Source organism: Staphylococcus simulans (assembly GCF_002902285.1).
Classification (GTDB): domain Bacteria; phylum Bacillota; class Bacilli; order Staphylococcales; family Staphylococcaceae; genus Staphylococcus; species Staphylococcus simulans.
On sequence record NZ_PPRU01000018.1, the window covers coordinates 43090 to 68218 of the forward strand.

General features: G+C 36.1%; 22 protein-coding genes. 17 read left to right on the top strand and 5 right to left on the bottom strand.

What is annotated here, in order from left to right; translation table 11 throughout:
- Positions 1 to 106: 106 nt before the first annotated feature.
- Entirely contained in the window at positions 107 to 664 is a 558-nt protein-coding gene (locus CD112_RS04915) for a sugar O-acetyltransferase (RefSeq protein WP_061054890.1), read from the bottom strand.
- 137 nt (positions 665 to 801) lie between these two features.
- Here CD112_RS04915 and tarA point away from each other — a divergent pair, with 137 nt between their 5' ends.
- The 4 genes from tarA to thrS all read left to right on the top strand — a co-directional run bounded on the left by tarA (position 802) and on the right by thrS (position 5707).
- Positions 802 to 1557, top strand: coding sequence for an N-acetylglucosaminyldiphosphoundecaprenol N-acetyl-beta-D-mannosaminyltransferase TarA (tarA, locus tag CD112_RS04920; protein WP_061054889.1), 756 nt, complete (start codon positions 802 to 804; stop codon positions 1555 to 1557).
- Positions 1558 to 1792: 235 nt separating this feature from the next.
- Positions 1793 to 2989 carry an MFS transporter gene (locus CD112_RS04925; RefSeq protein WP_061054888.1) on the top strand — a complete coding sequence of 399 codons (1197 nt, stop codon included), beginning with the start codon at positions 1793 to 1795 and terminating at the stop codon, positions 2987 to 2989.
- Positions 2990 to 3021: 32 nt separating this feature from the next.
- Entirely contained in the window at positions 3022 to 3372 is a 351-nt protein-coding gene (locus CD112_RS04930; RefSeq protein WP_023015450.1) for a DUF2200 domain-containing protein, read from the top strand.
- Between the two features lie 427 nt (positions 3373 to 3799).
- The gene (gene thrS, locus CD112_RS04935) at positions 3800 to 5707 is read left to right on the top strand and encodes a threonine--tRNA ligase (protein ID WP_061054887.1); all 1908 of its coding nucleotides are present in this window, start codon (positions 3800 to 3802) and stop codon (positions 5705 to 5707) included.
- A 928-nt stretch (positions 5708 to 6635) separates the two neighbouring features.
- Here thrS and CD112_RS04940 read toward each other — a convergent pair.
- Positions 6636 to 7034 carry a Na-translocating system protein MpsC family protein gene (locus CD112_RS04940; protein ID WP_103363948.1) on the bottom strand — a complete coding sequence of 133 codons (399 nt, stop codon included), beginning with the start codon at positions 7032 to 7034 and terminating at the stop codon, positions 6636 to 6638.
- Between the two features lie 331 nt (positions 7035 to 7365).
- Positions 7366 to 8163 (bottom strand): teichoic acids export ABC transporter ATP-binding subunit TagH, encoded by a 798-nt coding sequence (gene tagH, locus CD112_RS04945; protein WP_002481421.1) that lies wholly within the window; start codon positions 8161 to 8163, stop codon positions 7366 to 7368.
- A gap of 288 nt (positions 8164 to 8451) precedes the next feature.
- Here tagH and CD112_RS04950 point away from each other — a divergent pair, with 288 nt between their 5' ends.
- From CD112_RS04950 to tagD, 4 genes are all read left to right on the top strand, one after another.
- Positions 8452 to 9255 (top strand): ABC transporter permease, encoded by an 804-nt coding sequence (locus CD112_RS04950; RefSeq protein ID WP_023015447.1) that lies wholly within the window; start codon positions 8452 to 8454, stop codon positions 9253 to 9255.
- A 74-nt stretch (positions 9256 to 9329) separates the two neighbouring features.
- Complete coding sequence (gene tarB / locus CD112_RS04955) at positions 9330 to 10421, top strand: teichoic acid glycerol-phosphate primase TarB (protein WP_061054886.1); 1092 nt, start codon at positions 9330 to 9332, stop codon at positions 10419 to 10421.
- Positions 10418 to 11476 carry a glycosyltransferase family 2 protein gene (locus CD112_RS04960; RefSeq protein ID WP_103363949.1) on the top strand — a complete coding sequence of 353 codons (1059 nt, stop codon included), beginning with the start codon at positions 10418 to 10420 and terminating at the stop codon, positions 11474 to 11476. The genes tarB and CD112_RS04960 overlap by 4 nt, the downstream gene beginning before the upstream one ends.
- An 84-nt stretch (positions 11477 to 11560) precedes the next feature.
- Positions 11561 to 11959 carry a glycerol-3-phosphate cytidylyltransferase gene (tagD, locus tag CD112_RS04965; RefSeq protein ID WP_061054885.1) on the top strand — a complete coding sequence of 133 codons (399 nt, stop codon included), beginning with the start codon at positions 11561 to 11563 and terminating at the stop codon, positions 11957 to 11959.
- A 75-nt stretch (positions 11960 to 12034) separates the two neighbouring features.
- On the opposite strand, the gene pbp4 is transcribed toward tagD, so the two are convergent.
- Positions 12035 to 13324 carry a penicillin-binding protein PBP4 gene (gene pbp4, locus CD112_RS04970; RefSeq protein WP_061054884.1) on the bottom strand — a complete coding sequence of 430 codons (1290 nt, stop codon included), beginning with the start codon at positions 13322 to 13324 and terminating at the stop codon, positions 12035 to 12037.
- 233 nt (positions 13325 to 13557) lie between these two features.
- Here pbp4 and CD112_RS04975 point away from each other — a divergent pair, with 233 nt between their 5' ends.
- The 9 genes from CD112_RS04975 (at position 13558) to CD112_RS05015 (ending at position 24459) form a co-directional block, all read left to right on the top strand.
- Positions 13558 to 15288, top strand: coding sequence for an ABC transporter ATP-binding protein (locus CD112_RS04975; protein ID WP_103363950.1), 1731 nt, complete (start codon positions 13558 to 13560; stop codon positions 15286 to 15288).
- Between the two features lie 304 nt (positions 15289 to 15592).
- Positions 15593 to 16822: a NupC/NupG family nucleoside CNT transporter gene (locus CD112_RS04980; protein ID WP_061054882.1), complete on the top strand. Its 1230-nt coding sequence runs from the start codon at positions 15593 to 15595 to the stop codon at positions 16820 to 16822.
- Positions 16823 to 17233: 411 nt separating this feature from the next.
- Positions 17234 to 18070: a YitT family protein gene (locus CD112_RS04985; RefSeq protein WP_002481429.1), complete on the top strand. Its 837-nt coding sequence runs from the start codon at positions 17234 to 17236 to the stop codon at positions 18068 to 18070.
- Positions 18071 to 18363: 293 nt separating this feature from the next.
- Complete coding sequence (locus CD112_RS04990) at positions 18364 to 19170, top strand: ABC transporter ATP-binding protein (protein ID WP_023015441.1); 807 nt, start codon at positions 18364 to 18366, stop codon at positions 19168 to 19170.
- 10 nt (positions 19171 to 19180) lie between these two features.
- Positions 19181 to 20179, top strand: a complete 999-nt coding sequence (locus CD112_RS04995; RefSeq protein WP_061054881.1) for a FecCD family ABC transporter permease — start codon at positions 19181 to 19183, stop codon at positions 20177 to 20179.
- Positions 20176 to 21192, top strand: a complete 1017-nt coding sequence (locus CD112_RS05000; protein ID WP_061054880.1) for a FecCD family ABC transporter permease — start codon at positions 20176 to 20178, stop codon at positions 21190 to 21192. Before CD112_RS04995 ends, CD112_RS05000 begins: the two co-directional genes overlap by 4 nt.
- A gap of 115 nt (positions 21193 to 21307) precedes the next feature.
- Entirely contained in the window at positions 21308 to 21808 is a 501-nt protein-coding gene (locus CD112_RS05005) for a hypothetical protein (RefSeq protein WP_002481433.1), read from the top strand.
- Between the two features lie 326 nt (positions 21809 to 22134).
- Positions 22135 to 23202, top strand: coding sequence for a YkvI family membrane protein (locus CD112_RS05010; protein WP_023015440.1), 1068 nt, complete (start codon positions 22135 to 22137; stop codon positions 23200 to 23202).
- Between the two features lie 228 nt (positions 23203 to 23430).
- Positions 23431 to 24459 (top strand): alpha/beta hydrolase, encoded by a 1029-nt coding sequence (locus CD112_RS05015; RefSeq protein WP_103363951.1) that lies wholly within the window; start codon positions 23431 to 23433, stop codon positions 24457 to 24459.
- Positions 24460 to 24615: 156 nt separating this feature from the next.
- Here CD112_RS05015 and CD112_RS05020 read toward each other — a convergent pair whose 3' ends face one another.
- The gene (locus CD112_RS05020) at positions 24616 to 25122 is read right to left on the bottom strand and encodes a GNAT family N-acetyltransferase (RefSeq protein WP_002481436.1); all 507 of its coding nucleotides are present in this window, start codon (positions 25120 to 25122) and stop codon (positions 24616 to 24618) included.
- Between the last annotated feature and the right edge of the window lie 7 nt (positions 25123 to 25129).

Genomic DNA, 25129 nt, shown 5'->3' on the forward strand with positions numbered 1-25129 from the left:
TAACCTCTTCTTGAATTAGAAAAAGTTGAGATACATGACCTCAACTTATGATTTATCTTCATTGTATGAATTTTTAGCATTTACGTCTTGCGTCTTCGGACGTATTTTAATCATTCGGCACATCTTTGATGTAACGTGCTGGATTACCTGCGACAACTTGATTTGTGGATACATCTTTAGTGACGACGCTGCCTGCGCCGACAACAACATTATCGCCAATGGTAATACCTGGCAAAATAATCGCACCTGCGCCGATCCAAACATGATTACCGATTGTTATAGGGTAGCCTAACTCTAATCCAGCGGCACGTGTTTTAGGATTTAAAGGGTGAGTTGCGGTAATCAACTGAACGTTCGGACCTAAGAGTACGTGATTGCCAATCGTAATTTTTGCGACATCTAACATCGTCGCATTAAAGTTCGCATAGAAATGGTCTCCAATTGTAATGTTATAACCATAGTCAAAGTGGATATCTGGCTCAATGAAGACTTCTTCACCGCAAGCCCCTACACTTTGGCGGAATAAATGCATACGTTCTTTAATAGAAAAGGCATTGTTGATTGCTTTTGTTGCGTGGCGTGCTTTATGACGTTCCTTTACTAACTCAGGATCTCTTGAGTCATAGAGCTGACCGCTCAACATTTTGTCTTTTTCACTTGTCATAGTATCTAACCTCTTTGATTCTCATAATAAATTCAGATTACCACTTATAGTGAGGAATGCAATCAATTCAACTGGCGTGTATAATAAGATGAAATGAACTTTTATTAATCAGAGGTGCAAGTTAGGAGTTTGAAGCGATGAGTATTCAACATAAGCATAAACAGAATAAAGTAGATATTTTGTCTGTTCAATTTGATAACGTCACAATGGACGAGATGAAAGAAGCGGTCATGCATTTTAGAGAAACAGATACAACTGATAACATGTTTGTTGTGACTGCAAATCCTGAAATTGTAGATTACGCATTAGATAATCGAAGTTATTATGATTTAATCAGTGAAGCAGATTATATCATTCCAGATGGATCAGGGATTATTCAAGCAGGCAGAATATTAGGTACCCCGTTAAAAGAACGTGTGCCAGGTATCGAATTTATGGCAAAGTGTTTAGAAATTGCTGAGCGTTATCATCAGCGTGTCTTCTTATTAGGTGCATCTGAAGCTGTAGTCGCAAAAGCCAAACAAGAGCTACAACATCGATATCCTCATGTGACTTTCGATGCACATCACGGTTATATTGATTTAAAAGATGAACAAGTGGTTCGTAAAGTAAGTAAATTTAATCCAGATTATGTTTTTGTCGGTATGGGTTATCCTAAACAAGAACAATGGATTAAACAACACCGTCATCGCCTTCAACATACATTACTGATGGGTGTCGGCGGATCCATTGAGATTTATAGCGGTACAAAAAAGCGTGCACCTCTATTCTTCCGTAAAACGAATCTTGAATGGTTTTACCGCTTAATTACAGACTGGAAACGTATGGCAAGAATGCGCAGATTACCTAGATTTGTATCCAAAGTTTTCCGTAAACGTTTGAAGCGTAAATAATATTTAAATGAGCCTTCTCTAACAATACAGGAAAGTTAGAGCAGGCTTTTTTATGAACAAAATATGATATCTACATAATGTGTATTGAATATTTAGAAAAATAAAGTAATATTGTATCATTCACATATGAAGTGTCTTGATAAGCATGATTGAGACATGATTTGTGACAATCATTTCTTTAAGAGCATAAACAACAAATATCAAGAGGTGACAACATGAAAAAGGGATTCTATTATTGATTTTCGATTTAGTTTCGACCTTTGGTTCGGAAATCTTTTTCTTTGCTTGTTCGTTTTATATTTTAAGAGAAACAAGCAATGGTGCATTATACGGTTTTGTTATAGGTATGATGGCTGTAGTTCAAATTGTGTTAGGTCCAATTATGGGGAACCTAGCCGATTATAAAAGTAATCGAAAGATAATCTTCATTGCGCAATTATTAAGCGTGCTATCCATCACTGTGTTTTTAGTGGGGTATCAAAATCATTTATGGGCACTGGTTATTTTAATGATGATGCTTACTGCGACTGATGTGCCAGTAGGTTTAATCATTGAATCTAATTTAGCGAAGATAACAGGGGAGCAATTAGAGCGCTTTGTGTCTTTAAGGAATATTGTAATTATGGCCACATCATTCTTAGCGCCAGTAATCGGCGGTATTGTGGTAGGATTCCTTTCTATTGAACAAATGGGATATGTGATTTTAGTGACTGAATCACTCGCCATGTTGACGATAGCATTTATACCTTTAAACAGACATGTGGAAAAAGAGAACCAAGCTTTCATCAATAATTTCAAAAAAGGTTTTCACTACATATGGGCTAAAAAGGATTTAGCGACGATGGTGGTTTATTTGGCAGTGATTAATATTATTTTGTATGCGATACCGATTGGCATTTCAATATTAGCCATTCAAAAGATGCATGTATCTTCAAGTGCATTTGGATGGATAGAGGCTTCTTTAACAATCAGCATGGCGTTAGGCAGTATCATTCTTGCGATTTTCCCGCCTAAACAAAATTTACGTTTATATTTAATTGGATCGAGCTACACGATTGCGATGATTTTCTTTGCGTTGGCATTGATTACGATGATGGCAATGGGAAATTTAGCTGGGGTGTTAGCGTTAATTGGCGTTTATATTGTATTAGGTTTCAGCGCACAATACAGTAATATTCCACTTCAAATCTACTTCCAAAAACGTATCGAGGAAAGTTATAAAGCAAGGGTCTTCTCTGTCAGCTTTGCGCTCAGTCAATTCACCAAACCTTTAAGTATTATGTTCTTCAGCTTTATTCTTGGTTTCAATTACACGCTTGTATTTCTGATTACAGGATTAGTTTTCGTCATGATAGTAGTTGCATTTACTAAAATTGTGCCAAAAGATGTGTTTGATAACGGCATCAACATGCCATCAAAAGAAGGGGTATAATAGAAATAAATACAAGCAGAGGAGTGACATGCGTGGCAAGACATAAAATTTATGATATGGCATTCGCAAGTGTTTATCCGCATTATGTGACAAAGGTTGAGAAAAAAGGGCGTACAAAAGATGAATTGCATGAAGTAATCACTTGGTTAACAGGATATGATGAAGCAGGTTTACAACAAGTATTAGATGAGCGAGTACCGTTTGAAGATTTCTTTGCGCAAGCACCTGACTTAAATCCGAACCGCAAGTTAATTACGGGTGTCATTTGCGGCATTCGTGTTGAAAACATTGAAGCACCTTTAATGCAGGAAATTCGCTATTTAGATAAGATCGTAGATGAGCTCGCAAAAGGTAAGCCATTAAATAAAATAATGAGGAAATGATTTAAAGAATAAAACGTTTTCAAGTTTTACAAAATGATGAACTTATAAAAAATATATTGCAGAATCGTAATCGTTACGATACAATGTACTTAATTTAAAAACGGATTCGATGAAAAAGATATGAAATACAAGATTTAAGTCAGAGATAGAAAGTCAGCGGCTGGAAGCTTTCTAATTACTTAAACTGTGTTTTACTCCTTTTGAGATGTATGTGAAAGCATACCGACTAATGGCATGTTACGCCATTCTAATGAGGAAGCAAGTTGAGACTTCTAGGAGAGCAACTCCAATTGAAGTCTTGTTTAATGACTTGTTTCGAATGTGGGTGGTACCACGAGCATAAACTGCACTCGTCCCTGTTATCAGAGGATAAGTGCAGTTTTTTATTGAATAAAACTAACAATTAGAATTTAAGGAGGCAATAGTTATGGCAGAACAAGTTATCGTTACTTTACCAGATCAACGCAAATTGGAGGTGGCACAAGGCACAACACTTTACCAAGTTGCGCAACAAATCGGCAGCTCATTTGCGAAAAAAGTTGCGGTTGCGAATGTGGACGGCACATTATATGGTTTGAACGAATACATCGGAGAAGATTGCCAAGTTGAATTCTTGACATATGAAGATGAAAAAGGATTAGAAGCCATTCGTTATACTTTAGGTTATTTAGCAGGAGAAGTGCTTGAAAAACATGGCGCAAAAGTCGCTGGATTCGGTGTAAATAAAGAACAATTCTTTGTGGACTTCAAACCTGAAGTAAACTTAAAAGCAGCGGATTTAGAAAAAGTTTCTAAAGATATCCAAAAAGCAGTAAGCGCAAATCATCCTATTGAAATCCGTGAATTATCTAAATTAAATGCATTAGATCAATTTAATGAAAATGCTTTTATGCAACATCATATTGAACAAGCCTCAGAACCTGTGAAAGTTGCGGTTCATGGAGACTATGCAGCAGTCATCGACCAACCTTTAGTGCATAATTTATCTAAAGTGAAAAACTTCAGTTTGCAAGCCGTATCTGCGACTAACTGGTTAAGAGATGTGAACAACGAAGCATTACAACGTGTTTCTGGTTTCGCGTTCGCAGATGCGAAAGCCTTAGAAGACCATCAAGCGTTTATTGATAAATATGAACAAGTGAACCATCGTCGTTTAGGTAAAGAATTAGATATCTTCTCATTCTCAGAATTTGCACCAGGTATGCCATTCTATGCGCATAACGGCCAAGTGATTCGTTTGGAATTACAAAATATGTTGAGACAATTACAGTTTGAAGCGGATTATGAAGAAGTCTATACTCCATTTATCATGGATGAAACTTTATGGAAAAACAGTGGTCACTGGGATCACTACCAAGACAATATGTACTTCACTGAAGTAGATGAACAAACTTATGCATTAAAACCAATGAACTGTCCTGGACATATGTTGATTTACAAAAATCATTTACATTCATATCGTGACTTGCCAATTCGTATGGCTGAATTCGGTCAAGTCCACCGTCATGAATTAAGCGGTTCTTTAAATGGTTTATTCCGTGTAAGAACATTCAACCAAGATGATGCACATATCTTTGTACGTCGTGACCAAATCGAATCAGAAATCTTAGATGTCTTAGGTTTGATTCATAAAGTTTATAGTGTCTTCGGCTTCGATTACAGTATTGAACTTTCTACTCGTCCAGATGACTTTATGGGTGAAATCGAACTTTGGGATTTCGCTGAACAATCATTAGAAAATGTATTGAATCAACATGGTTTTGAATATACAGTCAATGAAAAAGACGGCGCGTTCTATGGTCCTAAAATTGATATCCATATCAAAGATGCATTAGGACGTAGTCACCAATGCGGTACTGTACAACTAGATTTCCAAATGCCTGAAAAATTCGATTTAACTTTCGTTAATAAAGACGGAGAAAAAGAACGTCCAGTGGTTATCCACCGTGCAATTTACGGTTCAAGCGATCGTTTCATCGGTATCTTACTTGAACACTTTGGCGGAAACTTACCATTATGGTTAGCACCTGTACAATTAGAAGTGATTCCTGTTAATGCAGACTTGCATTTAGATGCGGTAAAAGACTTGAAACGTCAATTGAAAGCTGAAGGCTTCAGAGTAGATCTAGATCTTTCAGACGAAAAAATGGGTTATAAAATCCGTCAAGCACACTTAAGAAAAGTACCATATACACTTGTTGTGGGAGATAACGAAGTAGAAAATGGTACAGTTGCGGTAAGAAAACGCGGTGCTTCTGAAGAAACTAGCGTAGATGTGAAAGACTTCATCGAACAATTGAAAGTAGAAAGAGATGTTTTAAACTCAGTAGAGTAAGTTTAAAACGATAATTGAATATAAAAAATACGCATTGCAGTAGAAAGGGTAGCTGCAATGCGTTTTATTTTTAAGGGTTATTATTTTATAGTTTCATGTGTTTCAATTAAGTAGTTGAGGGAGCTTAATTGAACACAGGTTTTTTGACATTTTTATTAATGAGGGTAGGATTCAGAATGCAGGGCTAATCACGTTCTGAATCGTCGTGTGATTTTCAAGATTGAGTTTAAACATTTTGTTTGGGCTCATTTCCATATAACAGGTGTGCGTTTGATCGATGATTATCATTCAGAGCGACTTAAACTCTGTTTTATTTGAGTAAGGGTTGTGTTGTAAGTTTGAAATAGTAACGTGAAGCATAAGAAAGTTGAGGGCACTGCTGGTGGTGATGAATTGTGGGAATTCAATCAGCAGAATATATGCATTGTTACCTTATTTCAATACTTAGCGCGTTTTAAATTTTAACGCAGATTTATTTTAACCATCAATTGCTGTTATAGGCATACTGATTACTATTTGGCACTTAATTTGAACTTACCGGTTGTTGTTAGGGTTATTGTGTAGCTATGACAGCATCTTGCAATGTTTATGATTAGCTTTTTCAATCAAACATTATAAAACAGGAGGTTGCAAGAGAATTGCTGTTGTATCAGCTTTGTGCGTATAGAATGGGCTGTTTTCTTATACGTAAAGCACATTGTTATAATTGGGCTGGTTTCAATAGACTACTATAGTGGTGAGTGTAGCGTATTGAAAATTTTTATAGAAATGAATGGTTGTTTAATAAGGTAAGTTCAATTTAATGTTATAGGGAAATAAAAAAACTCGCTCCTGTTTACATGCATCACCTCCTTGAAAAGTCTTTACGAGTTTCAAAGTAGGTTAGTAAACAGCACCGAGTACCTTACACCAATCCTAATATATTCTATTACGATTCAATATTGCGATCGAACACGAATATTGAAATGACTTCATCATCTTCTAAATTAACATCTGTAAATAGTTTTACAAATTTCGCACCTACCAATTCTTCCATTTCTGTAGGTGGATGTTGGTTGTAAAGTTGTTTAATTTCTTCTGTACGTCCAAATTTAAGCATTCTTTCGAATTCCTTACTTTGAGTATTACGCAAATAGAAGTTTTCAACTTTACTTAGGCTTCCTATCATATGGGCAACCGCCCAGTTATCTTTGAAAAACACTTTGATTTGTTCGGGACCTTTACCGATGTGTTCTTTACGATACGCACGGACAAGGTTCGCAAATGCTTGTGTCTTATTTTGTTTAGCTATATCAATCACCTGCTTACTTGAGAAATGATATGACATATTGAAGTTCAGGCTGATTAGATTTCAATATTTTGATACACCTTCACTTTAAAGAAAATGAAGTGTGCAGCAAGACTATTGAAATGATTACTTGTATCAAAATGTCATTGTATGAGAGCATCCGACATTAATCAAGTGTGCAATATTATTTTGCCTGTTGTTAATACACTTGTACTTAATGATAATACTTTTTTTCTTTGATTTAAAGAGGTTTGCTTAAAGTTTTTTAAGTAAAAAGATTCAGAAATATCAACATCGCTTTAAAAGAGTGAAGTAGAAGAGGAAAAGAAAAAGCAGTTTATACTGCGATTTCTTTTACAGCTTCAATTGTTTATTTCATTACAAATCTTTCTTCGTCTAAGTTTTTACGGAAAGCTTTTTGGTCTGCTTTAGATTTCTTTTTAAAGTCTTTAAGGAATTGTTCGTACTTAGGCAATACTTCCTCAACTTCGCCGAATTGTTTCAAGCGTCCGCCTTCAATCCAAGCGATTTTTGTACAGAATTGACGCACTTGGCCGATGTTATGGCTGACGAAGAAAATCGTTTTGCCTGCTTCTTTAAATTCGTGGATTTTGTCTAATGATTTTTGCGTGAATGTTTGGTCTCCGACAGACAACGCTTCGTCAATCACTAAAATATCTGGATCAATCGTGACGTTGATAGAGAAACCAAGTTTAGCACGCATACCACTTGAATACTTTTTAACGGGTTGGTAAATAAACTCTCCCAGTTCACTGAATTCAACGATTTTAGGTGTGAGCTTTTTAATTTCTTTACGTGTAAAGCCCATGCACAACATTTTAAATTCAATATTTTCTAATCCTGTCAATTGTGCGTTAAGCCCTGCATTGATCGCAATAACACTGACTTCACCATTTTTCTCAATTGAACCTGCAGTGTTGGATAAAGATCCGCCGATAATATTGCTGAGGGTTGATTTGCCTGAACCGTTGATGCCGACTAAACCGATAATATCACCTTTATACGCTGTCATTGAGACATCTTTTAACGCGTAAAATGTTTTGTTCTTATGATTAGGAATGAGCGCATCTTTGATTCGTTCTTTGTTATTACGATAGATACGATATTCTTTTGTAATATTATCCATCTTTACAGATACATCTTTCATTGTATAACCTCTTCCTTAACCTCTATTTACTCTATTATAGTACATATTGCGATGCCGAGCGGTCAAAACGCATATGAATTCTTCAACGCTATAAATTTTACCATTTCTTGAAGAATTGGTCATTATTTTCGTCGTTAAAGTCATTTCTTTGCCATTAGTAATGAAAATTATTCCATTCTATATTATAATTACGTATAATGTTAAGATGGATATATTTCAAGCATAGAGAAAAAATTACATAAGCATATGTAATGAAATGCGCAAATCGTTTGAAAGCGTGGTTTGAACATGGGAGCATTAATAACTGTTCTGAAAGAACATATTAAAGGATTTTATTTGATCCACAGGTTAGCACAATTTGAGTTGAAAATTGCTAACCATAATAACTACTTAGGTATGGCGTGGGAGTTAATTAACCCGCTTATCCAAATTTTAGTCTACTGGTTCGTGTTCGGATTCGGGATTCGTACAAACGCACCGGTTGATGGGATACCCTTCATCTTCTGGATGCTTGTCGGTATCAGTATGTGGTTCTTTATCAACCAAGGAATATTAGATGGGACACGCTCGATTGTATCGAAATATAATCAAGTGGCGAAAATGAATTTCCCGTTATCGATTATTCCGACGTATACCGTAACTGCAAAATTATATGGACATTTAGCATTACTCGGGATTATTATTATTTTCTGTATCGCTTCAGGTATTTATCCGACGATACATATTATTCAGTTATTCTTATACGTACCATTTGCGTACATTGCTACAAGTGCTGTCGCAATCTTAACTTCGACTCTAGGTGTATTAATTCGTGATACACAAATGATGATGCAAGCGTTAATGCGTGTATTATTCTATGCATCACCAATTTTATGGGTCGCTAAGCCAGGTTCGATTGTACAAAAGATTCTGATGTTGAATCCGATTTATTTCATCGCAGAATCATACCGTGCAGCAGTACTGTATCATAACTGGTATTTTATTGATCATTGGCAATTAGCACTTTACAACGTATTTATTGTCGTATTTATATTCTTTGTAGGTTCGATTCTGCACATGCGCTACAGAGATCAATTTGCAGACTTTATGTAAGATTATTTAAGAGTAAACTCCAAGCATGTTTTAGCGTGTTTGGAGTTTTTTTAAAATAAGCAGAGGTGAAAAACATGAGACAAGTCATCAAGAAGCTGTATTTAACCATTATCAATGTATTTAATACATTATGGTTCAATAAAAAAATCGATACGCATCATATTGTGTTGTTTATGAGCTTTAAAGAAGATATATGGCCTTTAGTTCAAAGGTTTCATTATGAAGGTTACCGTTTAACTATCATCGGTAAAGAAAAAGATAAACAACAAGTTGCACAATTATCAGGAATTGATTATGTCATCAACAGTAATAAAAACGTTATTGCGCAATTAAAAGCATTAGCCACTGCTAAAGTTATTTTTGTCGATAATTACTATTTGTTAATGGGAGGTTATCGCAAGAAAAAAGGGCAGACTGTCATTCAAACATGGCATGCGGCAGGCGCTTTAAAGTACTTCGGCCTAAAAGATCATGCGGTCGATTTGTCTAACAAGAAAATGGTAGATCAGTATTTGAAAGTATATCATGCGACAGATTACTATCTCATAGGCGGCGACCCAATGGAAATTTGTTTTAGAAATGCTTTTAGTGCAACACCTGAACAAATGTTACGCTTTGGTTTGCCTAGAATGCAACAGTACTTTACAGTTAACTTAGAACAACAAAAAGAAAAGTTGAAACAACAGTATGGGATTAAAGATAAGCTTGCAGTATATGTACCGACATACAGAGAACATCAAGCAGCGAACAGAACGATTGATGCACAACATTTTGAACAGGAGTTGCCAGGCTATACAATTATCAATAAATTACATCCAGCTGTAAGACAAGGGTCTACATCTGATATTGAGACACAACACTTGTTCTTGATGGCAGATGTCATCATTACAGATTATAGTTCACTTGCGATTGAAGCGAGTTTATTAAATAAACCTGCCTTATTTTATGTTTACGATCAAGCGGAGTATGAAGCGGATCGTGGTTTGAATCATTACTATTGGCAAATTCCTGAAAACTATAAAGCATATAATGAAGCAGAGTTGCTGCATAAATTAAAAGAAGGTTTAGAACATTATCCGCCGCTCTTTAATGAATGGCATGATTACAATACGGATGAAACTTTAAATCAGATATCAAATTATATAAAAGAATTGGTGAAACGATGAAAATTTCTATTATTATTCCAGTTTATAACTCAGAAGAAGTCATTAAGAAAGCAGTCAGTTCCATTGATACGAAATACGATCATGAAATTATTTGTATTAATGATGGTTCTACAGATGGCACACTTGAAGCACTTGAAACAATTCAAAAAGAAAATAAGCACGTCAAAATTATCAGTCAATCTAACAAAGGCGCAGCGGCTAGCCGTAATGTCGGCTTATCTCATATTACAGGCGATGTCTTCATGTTTTTAGATGCTGATGATGAATTTTTACCGAGCCGTATCGATGTGATGGCACGTCGTTATGAACAAAATGACGATGTTGAAATCGTGATTGGACAAACAGGACGTGATTATCATGGTGAATGGCGTACTTTCCCGACACATGAAGAAATTAAAAAAGATGAAGTTGTGAATTTAGCGCAATGCCCAGCGGTGCTGCAATCTATCGGACCAAGAGATAAGATGTTCAGCGCACGTTTCAAAGATTTACGTTTTGATGAGGACATTGTTTTTTGTGAAGAACATACATTTATGGCACATGCATTTAATCAAGCACATGATATTCAATTGTTACCAGATATTATTGCGGGCTATAATGTACGTGAGAATTCGATTACAGCACGCAGTGTTGAGCGTTTCTTTGATTATATGCACGATGCTTATATTGTACGTGGCCGCGTGATGGATTACTTGAGACTTCGTAATGTACAACAATATTACAGCTATCGTATGGATGAATTGATTGTCAGCTATATGCTTCAAGCTTATGTGACAGAAAAACCAAAAGTGACACAAGAATTATTAGATACAGTTATCCAATACATTGAAGGTATGCAAAAGACGCATTATGATGGCGATGCATTATTTAGAATTGTCAAAGTGATGGAAGGCGGCTGTAAAGGTTGGACGTTGCATTATTATCGTCAATGGCGTGAAGCGTTGAACAAAGTAGGCATCGGACGTCCGAACTATTTAGCGTTCAAAGCACAATTAGTGCCTAAACAATCAGCTTTTAGAGGGCGTGCTGCTTTAAAAAGCGCGTTAAAAAAATAAGCGAACTTACAATTTTAATATGAATTGAAGAGTGAAATGTGTTATTTTTTTACAGTAACTAAAATTGTGAAGGAGGGTTTAAATTTGAAGAGAGTTATTACGTACGGTACATATGACTTATTGCATTATGGTCATATTGAATTACTGAGAAGAGCGAGAGAAATGGGAGATTACCTGATTGTGGCACTCTCTACAGATGAATTTAACCGCATTAAAAATAAAAAATCTTACTACAATTATGAACAACGAAAAATGATGTTGGAATCTATTCGTTATGTAGACTTAGTCATTCCTGAGGATGATTGGGGTCAAAAAGAACGTGATGTGGAACGTTATGATGTAGATACTTTTGTCATGGGTCATGATTGGGAAGGCGAATTCGACATCTTAAAAGACAAATGCGAAGTGATTTACTTAAAACGTACAGAAGGTATTTCTACGACACAAATCAAAAAAGAATTATATGGTAAAGATGCCAGATAAAATAAAAACAGAGGTATAATCGCCAAGGCTTGGCAGTTATACCTCTGTTTTTGATTTGTATTTAAAATTTCAACATTATTTCTTACGTCCGAATGATGAAATAATCATATAAACGACGATGGCTAGTGCTGCGACAATAAATGCAACGCCAAGGCTCGTTAGAATCGGATGTGTACTCCAAGAAGATTCTGCGAATGTTGTTGCTTTTCGCATCAATGGACGTTGAACATCTACTGATGGCGGGCCATAATCTTTTGAGATAAATTGTCGGTCATAGTCTAGATGAAGCATGCCATCTTCTACGATGAATTTATAATCTTCTTTTTTAAGATTGCTTGGAACAACATCGTATAAATCTTTTTTCACGTAATAGGTTTTATTATTGATTTTGTGTTGTCCTTTAGACATAACTTTAACGTATTTATATTGTTCAAATGAACGATTGATTAAACTGTTGCCCATTTTATTACGTTCTTTATCTCCGCCTAGATGTTCGAAGTCACCTGCACCCATCATAGCTTGATCAATACGGAAGCCATCACGCTTAGTACTTAATGTGTGGTTGTAATCAGCGATGTCGCTTGATCCGGTTTTTAAACCATCTGTACCAGGTAAGCTCAATTCAGAACCTTCAAGCGACCAGTTGAACGTATAATATGTTACACCGTGTTGAGTTGGTGAGATTGCTTTAGTAAATTTAAGCACTTTAGGTGTATCTTGCACGACACGTTGTGATAAAATCGCGAAATCTCTTGCGGTTGATATACTAGACATTTCATCTTTATAACGTTTTGGCGCAAAACTTTTTAATAAGTTATTTTCAGCGCCTGTCGGATTTACAAAGTGTGTATGGTTCATCCCGATTTCTTTAGCTTTTTCGTTCATCTTGTCGGTAAAATCAGAAGTGGAATCAGAAACTTCATTTGCTAAAATCAATGCAGCCGCATTACTAGAGGCTGAAACCGTAATTTGAAGCAATTCACTGATGGTATAAGTTTCACCAGGATATAATTTGGTATTACTTAACTCTGGAAGGGTAGACATCGCATAATGTTTATCAGTGATTTTCACTTTGTCATCTAACGATAATTTACCTTCTTTAACAGCTTCTAACGTCAGGTACATTGTCATCAATTTCGTCATTGAAGCGGGGTACCATTTCTTATCCATATGATAGCTGTAGAGTACTTGCCCGGTTTGACTAATGTTCACAGCACTTTCTGGTTCAAAACCTTCTCCGATATTTTGACCGCGTTCATTAGCGATTTGGACAGGTGATTTGGTTTCAGTGTCCGCATCAGAAAATGGTGTTATAATGGTACTTACGAAGAATATTAACAGTGTCAGTATTACTATCTTTTTCATTATGTATGTTTCAGTCCTTCAACAATAATAGTTTCACAGTAAAACTATTTTATCATAAAAGTAGTTTGATACAAGGGAACAATAAATATATGAAAATTATGCCTATTTTAGACGTCAGTCTGACGGTTGTCTGACCGAAGGGTGCCCGGACGTCTAAAATCATGTGAAAAGTCGGGACTATGCATCATAATTTAAGAAGAAACATAAAACTATAATTGAGGTAAGCGTGAAAAATGAAACAGACTAACAAAACATCTAATCCACTCTTATTCTTATTGAAGAAACTGACATGGCCAGTCGGCTTGATTGCGATTGCAGTATCTATTTCTTCCTTAGGGAGCATCAGTGGTTTAATTGTCCCTTTATTTACTGGAAGAATGGTTGATAAATTTACTGGCGAATCCTTCAATATGCAGTTTATTTTAATCTTTATTGCTGTGTTTGCGTTGAATGCAGTCTTAAGCGGTATCGGCTTATACTTATTAAGTAAAATCGGTGAAAAAATTATTTATGCGATTCGTACTGTTGTATGGGAACACATCATTCGTTTAAGAATGCGTTTCTTTGATGTGAATGAAAGTGGACAGTTAATGAGTCGTTTAACAGATGACACTAAAGTGATTAACGAATTTGTTTCTCAAAAATTACCGAATGTGCTGCCTTCTATTATCACATTAATCGGTTCATTGATTATGTTGTTTATTATGGATTGGCAGATGACACTATTAACTTTTATTACGATTCCTTTATTTGTGATTATTATGATCCCTTTAGGACGTGTCATGCAGAAAATTTCTACGCGTACACAAGCAGAAATTGCGAACTTCAGTGGTTTGCTTGGACGTGTATTAACGGAAATGCGTTTAGTTAAAGTTGCCAATACGGAACAAGTTGAACTAGATAAAGCACATATAAATTTAAAAGAAATTTATAAGCTGAGTCTGAAACAAGCGAAAATTGCGGCAGTCATCCAACCGATTTCCGGTTTGATCATGTTGTTAACAATCGGGATTATTCTTGGTTTCGGAGGTATCCGTATTTCATCAGGCGCGATTACTGCAGGAACACTTGTTGCGATGATTTTTTATGTTATTCAAATGTCGATGCCGCTTGTGAACTTGTCGACATTGATGACAGATTATAAGAAAGCAGTCGGAGCAAGCAGCCGTATTCATGAAATCATGCAAGAACCGTTAGAAGAAGTCTATATGCCTACGGGTCAATCTTTAGGTAATGGTGACATCGCATTTAAAGAAGTTTCATTTGGTTATGATACAAAAGAAGTCTTACATGATTTGAATTTTGATATTCCAAAGGGTAAAGTAACTGCATTTGTAGGGCCATCAGGATCAGGAAAAAGTACGATTTTCAATTTAATAGAACGAATGTATGACGTGACACACGGAGACATCCTTTATAATGATGTTTCTATCTATCAATTACCGCTATCGGATTGGCGTAATAAAATTGGTTATGTCATGCAGTCTAATGCGATGATGAGCGGTACAATTCGAGATAATATCTTATATGGTATCAACCGAAAAGTGACAGATGCTGAATTAATGCAGTATACACAATTAGCGAACTGTCACGAATTCATTACAGATTTTGATGAGGGATACGATACCTTAGTCGGTGAACGCGGATTGAAACTTTCTGGTGGTCAACGTCAGCGTATTGATATTGCGCGCAGCTTTGTGAAAAATCCTGATATTTTATTATTAGATGAAGCGACCGCAAATTTAGATAGTGAAAGTGAAAGAAAAATTCAAGAATCATTAGAAACATTAATGAAGGAACGTACAACTGTGGTAATCGCACACCGTCTTTCTACCATTATGAAAGCTGATCAAATTATCTTCTTAGATGGTGGACGTGTGACGGGTATTGGTAAGCATCATGAGTTAATGCAGTCGCATGAAAAGTATAAAGAATTTGTGATGACACAAAAACTGACAGATTAATGATAAAGGTTGAGACAAGAAGAAAAGTCTCAACCTTATTTTTATAACAAAAGAGATATATAGACGAATTATGACAATCATATTTATTGCAAGAATTTTTGTTTCATTTCTCAAAAATCTAATTCAAAGGTAACAACCAACATGATATACTAAAAAAGCACTTAAATTTTTTACAATTTGTAAATACGAAATATCTCAAGTAACAGGCGGACATTGTAAGGATTATAGGGAATTCAATCGGGAGGTTATGATTCTGTCAGTGTAGACTTGTACATAATAAAATAATAGAAATGGCGGGTGTAAAATGTATTTACTTATCAACATTGTTGGTTTGATTGTATTTTTAGGTATTGCAGTGCTCTTCTCTAGAAATAGAAAAGCGATCCAATGGAAATCAATTGGTATCTTAGTCATTGTAAACTTATTCTTAGCATGGTTCTTTGTCTTCTTCCCATGGGGAAATATGGCAGTTTCTAAAATGGCTGATGGTATTGCATGGTTGATTGAATCAGCGAACGCTGGGACTGGCTTTGCGTTCAACAGTTTTGTAGAAACAAAACAAATGGATATGGCGGTTGCAGCCTTATTCCCAATTTTACTCGTAGTACCTTTATTCGATATTTTAATGTACTTTAATATTTTACCGAAAATTATCGGTGGGATTGGTTGGGCGTTAGCTAAAATTACACGTCAACCAAAATTCGAATCATTCTTCGGTATCGAAATGATGTTCTTAGGGAACACAGAAGCATTAGCTGTTTCAAGTGAACAGTTAAAACGTATGAATGAAATGCGTGTACTAACAATTGCGATGATGTCTATGAGTTCAGTATCTGGTGCAATTGTCGGTGCGTATGTAACGATGATTCCAGGCGAACTTGTGTTAACAGCAATTCCATTAAATATTATCAATGCGATTATTGTTACTTCTATCTTAAACCCAGTGACAGTTGAAGAACGTGAAGATGTGATTTACCACATCCAACAAGAAGGTGTAGAACGTCAACCGTTCTTCTCATTCCTTGGAGACTCAGTTATCAACGCTGGTAAATTAGTATTGATTATTATCGCATTCGTAATCAGTTTCGTAGCATTAGCGGACTTAATTGACCGTTTACTTCACGTACTTTCAGGTACAGTAATTGGTTGGTTCAATGTGAAATTCAGCTTTGGCTTAGACCAAATTTTAGGTGTCATCATGGTGCCTTTCTCATTATTACTTGGTCTACCTTGGAGCGAAGCATGGCCAGTTGCGCAACAAATGGCTAAGAAGATTGTCACAAACGAATTCGTAGTCATGGGACAAATTTCTGATGCGGTTAAATCATATGATCCGCATAGACGTGCAGTTATTTCTACTTTCTTAGTATCATTTGCGAACTTCTCAACAATCGGTATGATTATCGGGACATTAAAAGGTATTGTTGATAAGAAAACATCTGATTTCGTTTCGAAATATGTACCTATGATGTTATTGTCTGGTATTTTAGTTTCATTACTAACAGCAGCATTCGTAGGATTATTCGCTTGGTAAGCGTATAGATAGAAGCATTGTATTCGGTAGTTGTTATTGAATATGATGCTTTTCTTTTTTAAGCAAAATGAAAACAGGTGAATGAATGTGGGGAGACACAAACATTACCTGCTTTCAACGGGAAATGAATTTGATGCACGTAATCAGTAAGGACTAGGTACTGATGGTGCATTCGAGCGAAAATTTTGCTTGTTTATTGTAAACAACACAAAGGAGATAACTTCCTTAATCTCTTGATTAAGGAAGTTGAAATTTATTATAGCAAAGCTTCAACACAAAGTAAACAAAATTTTCAGAATAATTAATTTAATATTAATAAACACTGTGATTCAGGGGTTTCACATTGTTGGTTAAGAGCGCCTGTGCTAGTATTTATCTTATCTACACAATTTAATAAGGGGGCGATTGGATTTGAAACGAAGAACGTGGCGTGACCTCGCACTCGTAGTATTTGGTTCATTTATGTTCTCTGCAGGGGTCAATACATTCATTATTTCCGCACAATTAGGGGAAGGCGGCGTAACGGGACTATCCATTGTATTTTATTATGCTTTTCACATTTCGCCAGCTATCACCAACTTTGTGATGAATGCGATTTTAATTGCGATTGGTTATAAGTTCTTAAGTAAGCGAAGTACGTATTTAACCATTCTTGCAACAGTGTTAATTTCAGTCTTTTTAGGACTGACTGAATCTTGGCATGTTGAAACTGGCAACATTATTGTGAATGCCATTTTTGGGGGTGCTTCAGTCGGATTAGGTATTGGCGTTATTGTACTTGCTGGGGGAACGACAGCAGGTACAACGATTTTAGCGCGTTTAGCACATAAATACTTAGACGTCAGCACATCTTACGCGTTGCTATTTTTCGACTTAATCGTTGTGGCGATTTCATTTACTGTGATTCCAGTCAATAAGTTATTGGTAACGATTATTTCACTTTATATTGGTACGAAAGTTATGGAATTCGTTATTGAAGGTTTAAATACGAAGAAGGCGATGACTGTAATTTCAAGCCGACCTGATGAAGTGGCGAAAGTTATTGACCAAAAAATCGGACGAGGGGTTACGATTATAGATGGTCGCGGTTATTACTCAAAAGAAGACAAAGAAATTTTATATGTGGTTATCAGTAAAACACAAGTTTCAAAAGCGAAACGCTTAATTCGAAAAATTGATGAGAATGCCTTTTTAGTCATCCACGATGTGCGTGATGTGTATGGTAATGGCTTCTTAGTAGATGAATAAAGGATGAGAAATCGAGGCGATAGTCTCGATTTCTTGCGTTTTAGTACATAAGAATTGTTAGGAAATCGCTCCAAAAAATGTTATAATATAGCCTATGATAATGATTATCAATTACAAGACTGTAGTTGATAAAAGTATGAAAGCTTTCACGATAATCTTTACAGGTCGTAATTATAAATAAATGCAATGAGATAAGAAATAGAAATAAATTCTGCGGCAGACCTTGAAAAGAGACAGGTGTTTCGGCAACTGTATTTAAGGTTCATGTCGTATCCAATGGAGGATGAAGTATATTGGCAAATCGTTTAAATGGTCAGCACGTAACAATCGGATATGGGGATCATGTGATTGTTGATAACCTAGATGTAGAAATCCCTGACGGCAAAGTTACGTCTATTATCGGACCTAACGGTTGCGGTAAATCAACATTACTAAAAGCATTATCTCGTCTTTTATCCGTTAAAGGCGGAGAAATCACATTAGATGGTAAAAATATTCATACACAATCTACGAAAGAAATTGCGAAGAAAATCGCCATTTTACCACAATCACCAGATGTAGCAGATGGTTTGACAGCAGGCGAATTGGTTTCATACGGCAGATTTCCACACCAAAAAGGTTTTGGCCGCTTAAGCGCTGAAGATAAAGCTGAAATCGATTGGGCGCTTAAAGTAACAGGTACGTATGATTTTAAACACAGAGCTATTAATGATTTAAGTGGCGGTCAAAGACAACGTGTATGGATTGCGATGGCTTTAGCACAAAAAACAGATATTATTTTCTTAGACGAGCCAACAACGTATTTAGATATCAGTCACCAATTAGAAATTCTTGAATTAGTTCAAGAATTGAACCGTGAACAAGGTTGTACCATTGTAATGGTGTTACATGATATCAACCAAGCGATTCGTTTCTCAGATCATCTGATTGCGATGAAAGCAGGCGAAATTGTTTCAAGCGGTGAAACACAAGAAGTCTTAACGAAAGATATTTTAGAAAGATGTTTCAATATAGATGCAGAATTAAGTACAGATCCACGTACAGGTAAACCGATGTTAGTCACATATGATTTATTGTGTAAACATTATTCGAAAGTATGAGGCACGGTAAATGAGTGATAAAGAGAAGTATCCCAGATTTATATTGTTATTACTTTTATCATGTGTGATGTTAGGGACAATGTTGGTGCTCTCCATTTTATATGGAGATGCGCCCATTCGTCTTGGGACGATTTATGAAGCGGTTTTCCATTATAACCCTATGAATGAACAGCACAACATTATCAGTGAAATTAGAATACCTAGAGACTTAGGTGCAATACTTGTAGGTATGGCGCTTGCGGTGGCTGGGGCAGTTGTTCAAGGTGTGACTAAAAATGGTTTGGCAGACCCAAGCTTAATCGGCTTGAATGCTGGTGCCAGTTTTATGCTCGCTTTAACATATGCCTTTGTACCGCAAGCTTCTTTTAGTTTATTGATGCTTGCAGGATTTATCGGTTCAATATTAGGCGGTACAATCGTATTGATGATGGGCCGTTCTAGAACTGATGGGTTCAATCCTATCCGTATTATTTTAGCAGGTGCTGCTGTCAGTGCATTCTTGACGGCTTTAAGCCAAGGCATTGCATTAACTTTTAAATTGAATCAAGACATCAATTTTTGGAGCATGGGCGGTGTTTCTGGCACAACTTGGGTTCAATTGAAATGGAGTACCCCTGTTATTTTAGTGACGATCGTTTTGTTAATCTTACTAAGTCGACAATTAACAATTTTAAACTTAGGAGAAAGCTTAGCTAAAGGCTTAGGCCAAAATGTGCGCGTCATTCGTACAATCAGCTTAATACTAACGATGCTGTTAGCAGGTGTTGCTGTAGCAATGGTCGGACAAATTGCCTTTGTCGGTTTAATCGTGCCACATATTGTACGCTTTTTAATTGGTACGGATTATGCGAAAGTGATTCCGTTAACTGCTGTTTTAGGCGCATTTTTAGTTCTTTTAGCAGATACCGTCGCACGTATGTTAGGAGATGCTCCAGTCGGTGCGATTGTTTCCTTTATTGGCGTGCCTTACTTTATCTATTTAATTAGAAAAGGAGGTCGCTCAATATGATAGAAGATAAATTACGAAGACGTCAGTGGCTGGCTTTATTAATAACTAGTGTCCTTTTGTTTGCGGCCTGTGTTTGGAGTATCACTTCAGGCGAATATCAAATGTCTGTCGGCACGTTCTTTAAAACTTTATTTGGTTTAGGTGACTATACGGACAGTTTGATTCTACTAGATTTTAGACTGCCGAGAATGTTAGTAACGATTCTGGCAGGTGCTGCATTAAGTTTAAGCGGTGCGATGATGCAGAGTGTAACCAATAATCCACTAGCTGAACCTGGTATTTTAGGTATTAATGCAGGAAGCGGCTTCTTTATCGCACTCTTTATTGTCATCGGACAAGTGAGTGCAGATAGCTTTATCTATGTTTTGCCAATACTGAGTATAACTGGCGGTATTTTAACTGCATTAATTATTTTCTACTTCAGTTATTCTAAAGAACGCGGTATGACTCCAGCTAGTATGGTCTTAGTCGGTGTCGGTTTATCTGCCGCACTCTCTGGCGGTTCGCTGACATTGATGTCTAAATTTGATAAAGACCAAGCAGAGTTTATGGCAACATGGCTTGCGGGTAATATATGGGGTGATGAATGGCCGTTTGTCATCGCATTATTACCATGGTTGATTGTCATCATACCGTTCTTGTTTATGAAAGCAAATACATTAAATATCTTGAATACCAATGACTTATTAGCACAAGGCTTAGGTGTAAATGTCAGACGAGATCGTATGATTATTTTACTGGCTGCTGTTGCTTTATCATCAGCAGCTGTAGCGGTGAGCGGTGCTATCAGTTTTATTGGTTTAATGGGACCGCATATTGCGAAAACGATTGTGGGACCAAGACATCAACTCTTTATGCCTTTAGCAATAGTTATTGGCTCGTTCTTACTAGTATTCTCGGATACAGTTGGTCAAGTGATTTTACAACCATCAGGTATTCCAGCTGGTATTGTCGTTGCGTTAATCGGTGCACCTTATTTCTTGTATTTAATGTATCGTACACGTTCATTGTAATTTAACGTAATGAAATATTGTTATACGTTATAGTAATTGATGTGAAATCCAAAAAAATATGGTAAACTAATACTAATTGTAGATAAAATCTGTTCAACAATAGGAGGACATTGGCATGAAAGATTTAATCAAGCGACATGTCTTAAACGGCGAATTTGAATCTGTGAAACGATTAATGTCCGAATCAGATTTTATGGAATTTGAAGAACATTACATTTCAAGTGCGCATGAAGCAGAAAGTGTTATGTTTTATACGTGTATCTTAGATATGATCAAAGATGGAGAAACAGCTGAAATGCATGATTTAGCATTCTTACTCCTTGTTTATCCATTAAGTGACTTAGAAGGTGCATTGGATTCTGCTTACTATCATGCAGAAGCTTCCATAAAACTCACTGAGGGCAAAGAAGTGAAGAGTTTACTACAAATGTTGTTGCTCCATGCAATTCCTGAACCTGTTATTTCTGATAAAAAAGCTTTCGATATTTCTAAACAGATCTTGAAATTAGATCCTAATAATAACGTAGCCCGTAATATCCTTAAACAGACAGCGAAACGAATGGATAACGTGGTGGTCAGCATTGATGAACTGAACCAAAATCGTGATGCAAAATAATGAATTTAAAATGAATTAAAGGGTATCTCACATGAGGTATCCTTTTTGTTTTGCACAAAAGTGATATTTATCCATAAGTTTTACTAATGGGTATGTTTACAAAGTTTAATGAGTAATTCTATCAAATTGAGGGTAATTTATTGTTGTGTTTGGGTAATTACACTTAACGGCTATTGCGCAATTGAGTGTTTTATTGTTACTATATACTTTTCATGGAATAAGTAATGGCCTTTTTCAGAAAAAGACAGAAACATAAGCTATGGATAGTAAGTATTAACGTTGGCAAGCATTGTTTTTAATTACACGAGGAGGTATTCAACGTTATTATGACGTTTAATAAAGAAACAGTAAAAATTGGCTTTGCCTATGTCGGTGTAGTCGTCGGCGCAGGTTTTTCAACAGGCCAAGAAGTTATGCAATTCTTCACTGAATATGGTCTATGGGCTTATATCGGTGTTTTAATTTCAGGTATTATCTTAGGATTCATCGGAAGACAGGTCGCAAAGATAGGGACAGCTTTCGATGCTGAAAACCACGAATCAACTTTGGCATATTTATTTGGAAAATACGTTGGACGGATCGTCGACTATATACTGGTCTTCTTCTTATTCGGAATTTCTGTCACAATGATTGCAGGGGCAGGTTCTGCATTCCATGAAAGTTATGGCATCCCTACATGGTTAGGTTCACTGATTATGGTAATTGCTATTTATATTACATTACTTATGGACTTCAATAAGATTGTCCGCGCACTTGGTGTGGTAACACCTTTCTTAATCATCTTAGTGATTGTGATTGCAGGTGTTTACCTATTTAAAGGTCAAGTGCCATTTAATCAAATTAATGCAGAAATGCCTAAGACAAGTCCGCTTTGGGGCATTATCATGGGAACAGTTTACGGCGGTTTAGCGTTTGCGGTAGGATTTAGTACAATCGTCGCTATCGGCGGTGACGCAAGTCGTAGAAGAGTATCAGGTGCCGGTGCAATGTTCGGCGGTATCATTTATACGATTCTGTTAGCATTGATTACATTTGCATTGCAAACTGAATTCCCAGCAATCAAAGAAGCGGCTATTCCAACATTGACATTAGCGAATGGTATTCACCCAATCGTAACAATTGTATTGTCAATTGTGATGTTAGCCGTAATGTACAACACAATTTTGGGTCTGCTTTATTCATTCGCAGCAAGATTCACAACACCTTATAGCAAAAAATATCACATTTTAATCGTGATTATGATGCTTGTCGCTTACGGATTAAGTTTCGTAGGTTTCTCAAGTCTGATCAACTTCTTATACCCAACAATGGGTGTTATCGGACTTGCGATTGTTATTGGCGTGTTAGTGAAATATTTCAAACGTAAAAAAGAGAATGAACAACATATCGCATAAATTGCCCAATGTGTGACATTTACTAGATATAGCAGAAAACTTATGAATAATGAAGGTCAACTTACTGCTTGTAAGCAGTAATGATGAAAACAATAGGTATAGCGCAGCTGATTTTGCTGCGCTATTTTTCTTGATTTCACCCTTTGAGATGACTTTAAATATAAAGTACAATAAATACAAATTGGAAATTATCTTGCCGATAGAATAAAGAGAGGACTTGGTAATCAAATGAACAGTCGAAGAAAAAAATGGCTGGCAATCGGTGCGATTATCTTCGTGTTATTAGGCATCGCTGTCGGTGTTGGTATAAAACTTTATATGGACTATCAACATAAACAAAATATGAAACCTAAAGTCGCGATTAACAATAATAATGTAAAGGTCTTTAATAATATTACATATAGTAAAGCATTCCCGAAGAGTCAGCTTGATATCATCACACCAGCAGAATTAGATAAAGATGTGAAATTACCAGTGATTTTTTGGATGCATGGCGGCGGCTTTATTGCGGGTGATAAACAATATAAAAATCCATTGTTGGCAAAAATTGCAGAACAAGGCTATATTGTAGTGAATATTAACTATGCTTTAGCGCCACAGTACAAATATCCGACCCCTTTAATTCAAATGGATCAAGCTGTAAAATTCATTAAAAAGAATCCGCATGAATTGCCGATTGATTTTACGCAAGTGGTGTTCGGCGGCGACTCAGCAGGTGCACAGTTATCCAGTCAATTTACTGCGATTCAAACAGATGAACAGTTAAGAAAAGATATGCACTTTAAACAACGTTTCAAACCGAAAAATATTCGTGCAGCTATCTTTTTCGGTGGTTTCTATAACATGAATACAGTCAGAGAAACAGAGTTCCCACGTATTCAACTCTTTATGAGAAGTTATACTGGTACAGAAGAGTGGGAAAGTGAATTCAGAGATTTATCTGAAATGTCGACAGTGGAACATGTCACAAAAGATTATCCACCGACTTTTTTATCTGTTGGGGATGCAGATCTATTCTTCAGTCAAAATCAAGAATTTGCACGGGTCTTAGAAGAAGACGGTACATCAGTCGATACATTCTTTTTTGATGGGTCACACCATTTAAGACATCAGTATCAATTCCATTTAAACTTACCAGAATCAAAAGAAAATCTAGTCTCTGTACAACGTTTCTTAAGTAGAAATACAAGCTCAACAACGATTAAAAATCCAGATGAGCAATTTGAACCGATTCAATTAAATCCTTATAAGGATTAGTATGTTAACAACAGATCATATTTTAAAAGAAGTATCACAAAGTAATTGGCTTTGTAGATACTTCTTTTTGTTATAAGATAATAAGTGGGTTATATGTAAAATAGAAAATGAAAGTAATAAAAAACCTGATATGTTTGTGACATATCAGGAGAAATATTAGTGCAATAGTTTAGCCATAACGTATTCACTATAGTATTTATTATCTATTTTGAGTTTATCGCGCATTTCGCCTTCAATTTGATAGCCTGCTGATTTGAATAAATCTACAGCATGCTCATTTTGAGGGACAACTAATGCTTCTAAACGACGAATATCGTGATTGTATGCCCATGCATCCACTGCATTTAATAATGATTGCCCAACACCTTTGCTGCGGTATTGTGCGCGAATGCCAAGACGCACGCGTGTTTCGTGGCGTGTACGTTCATATTCGCGAGATGTGACAATCGCAAAACCAATCAACTTACCGTCGATTTCTGCAAGATAAATAGTATTCGATGGAGAAGTGATAAAATGTTCAAGCTGTTGTAATGCGCTTGAAAGAGATGGCACATATTCGCCAGGGCTATACAGCATATAGCTAGATTCATCATAGATATCTTTTAATAAAGCAATATATGCATCTGCATCATTGATACTTATTTCTCTAATCGTATGTTCCATAGACACC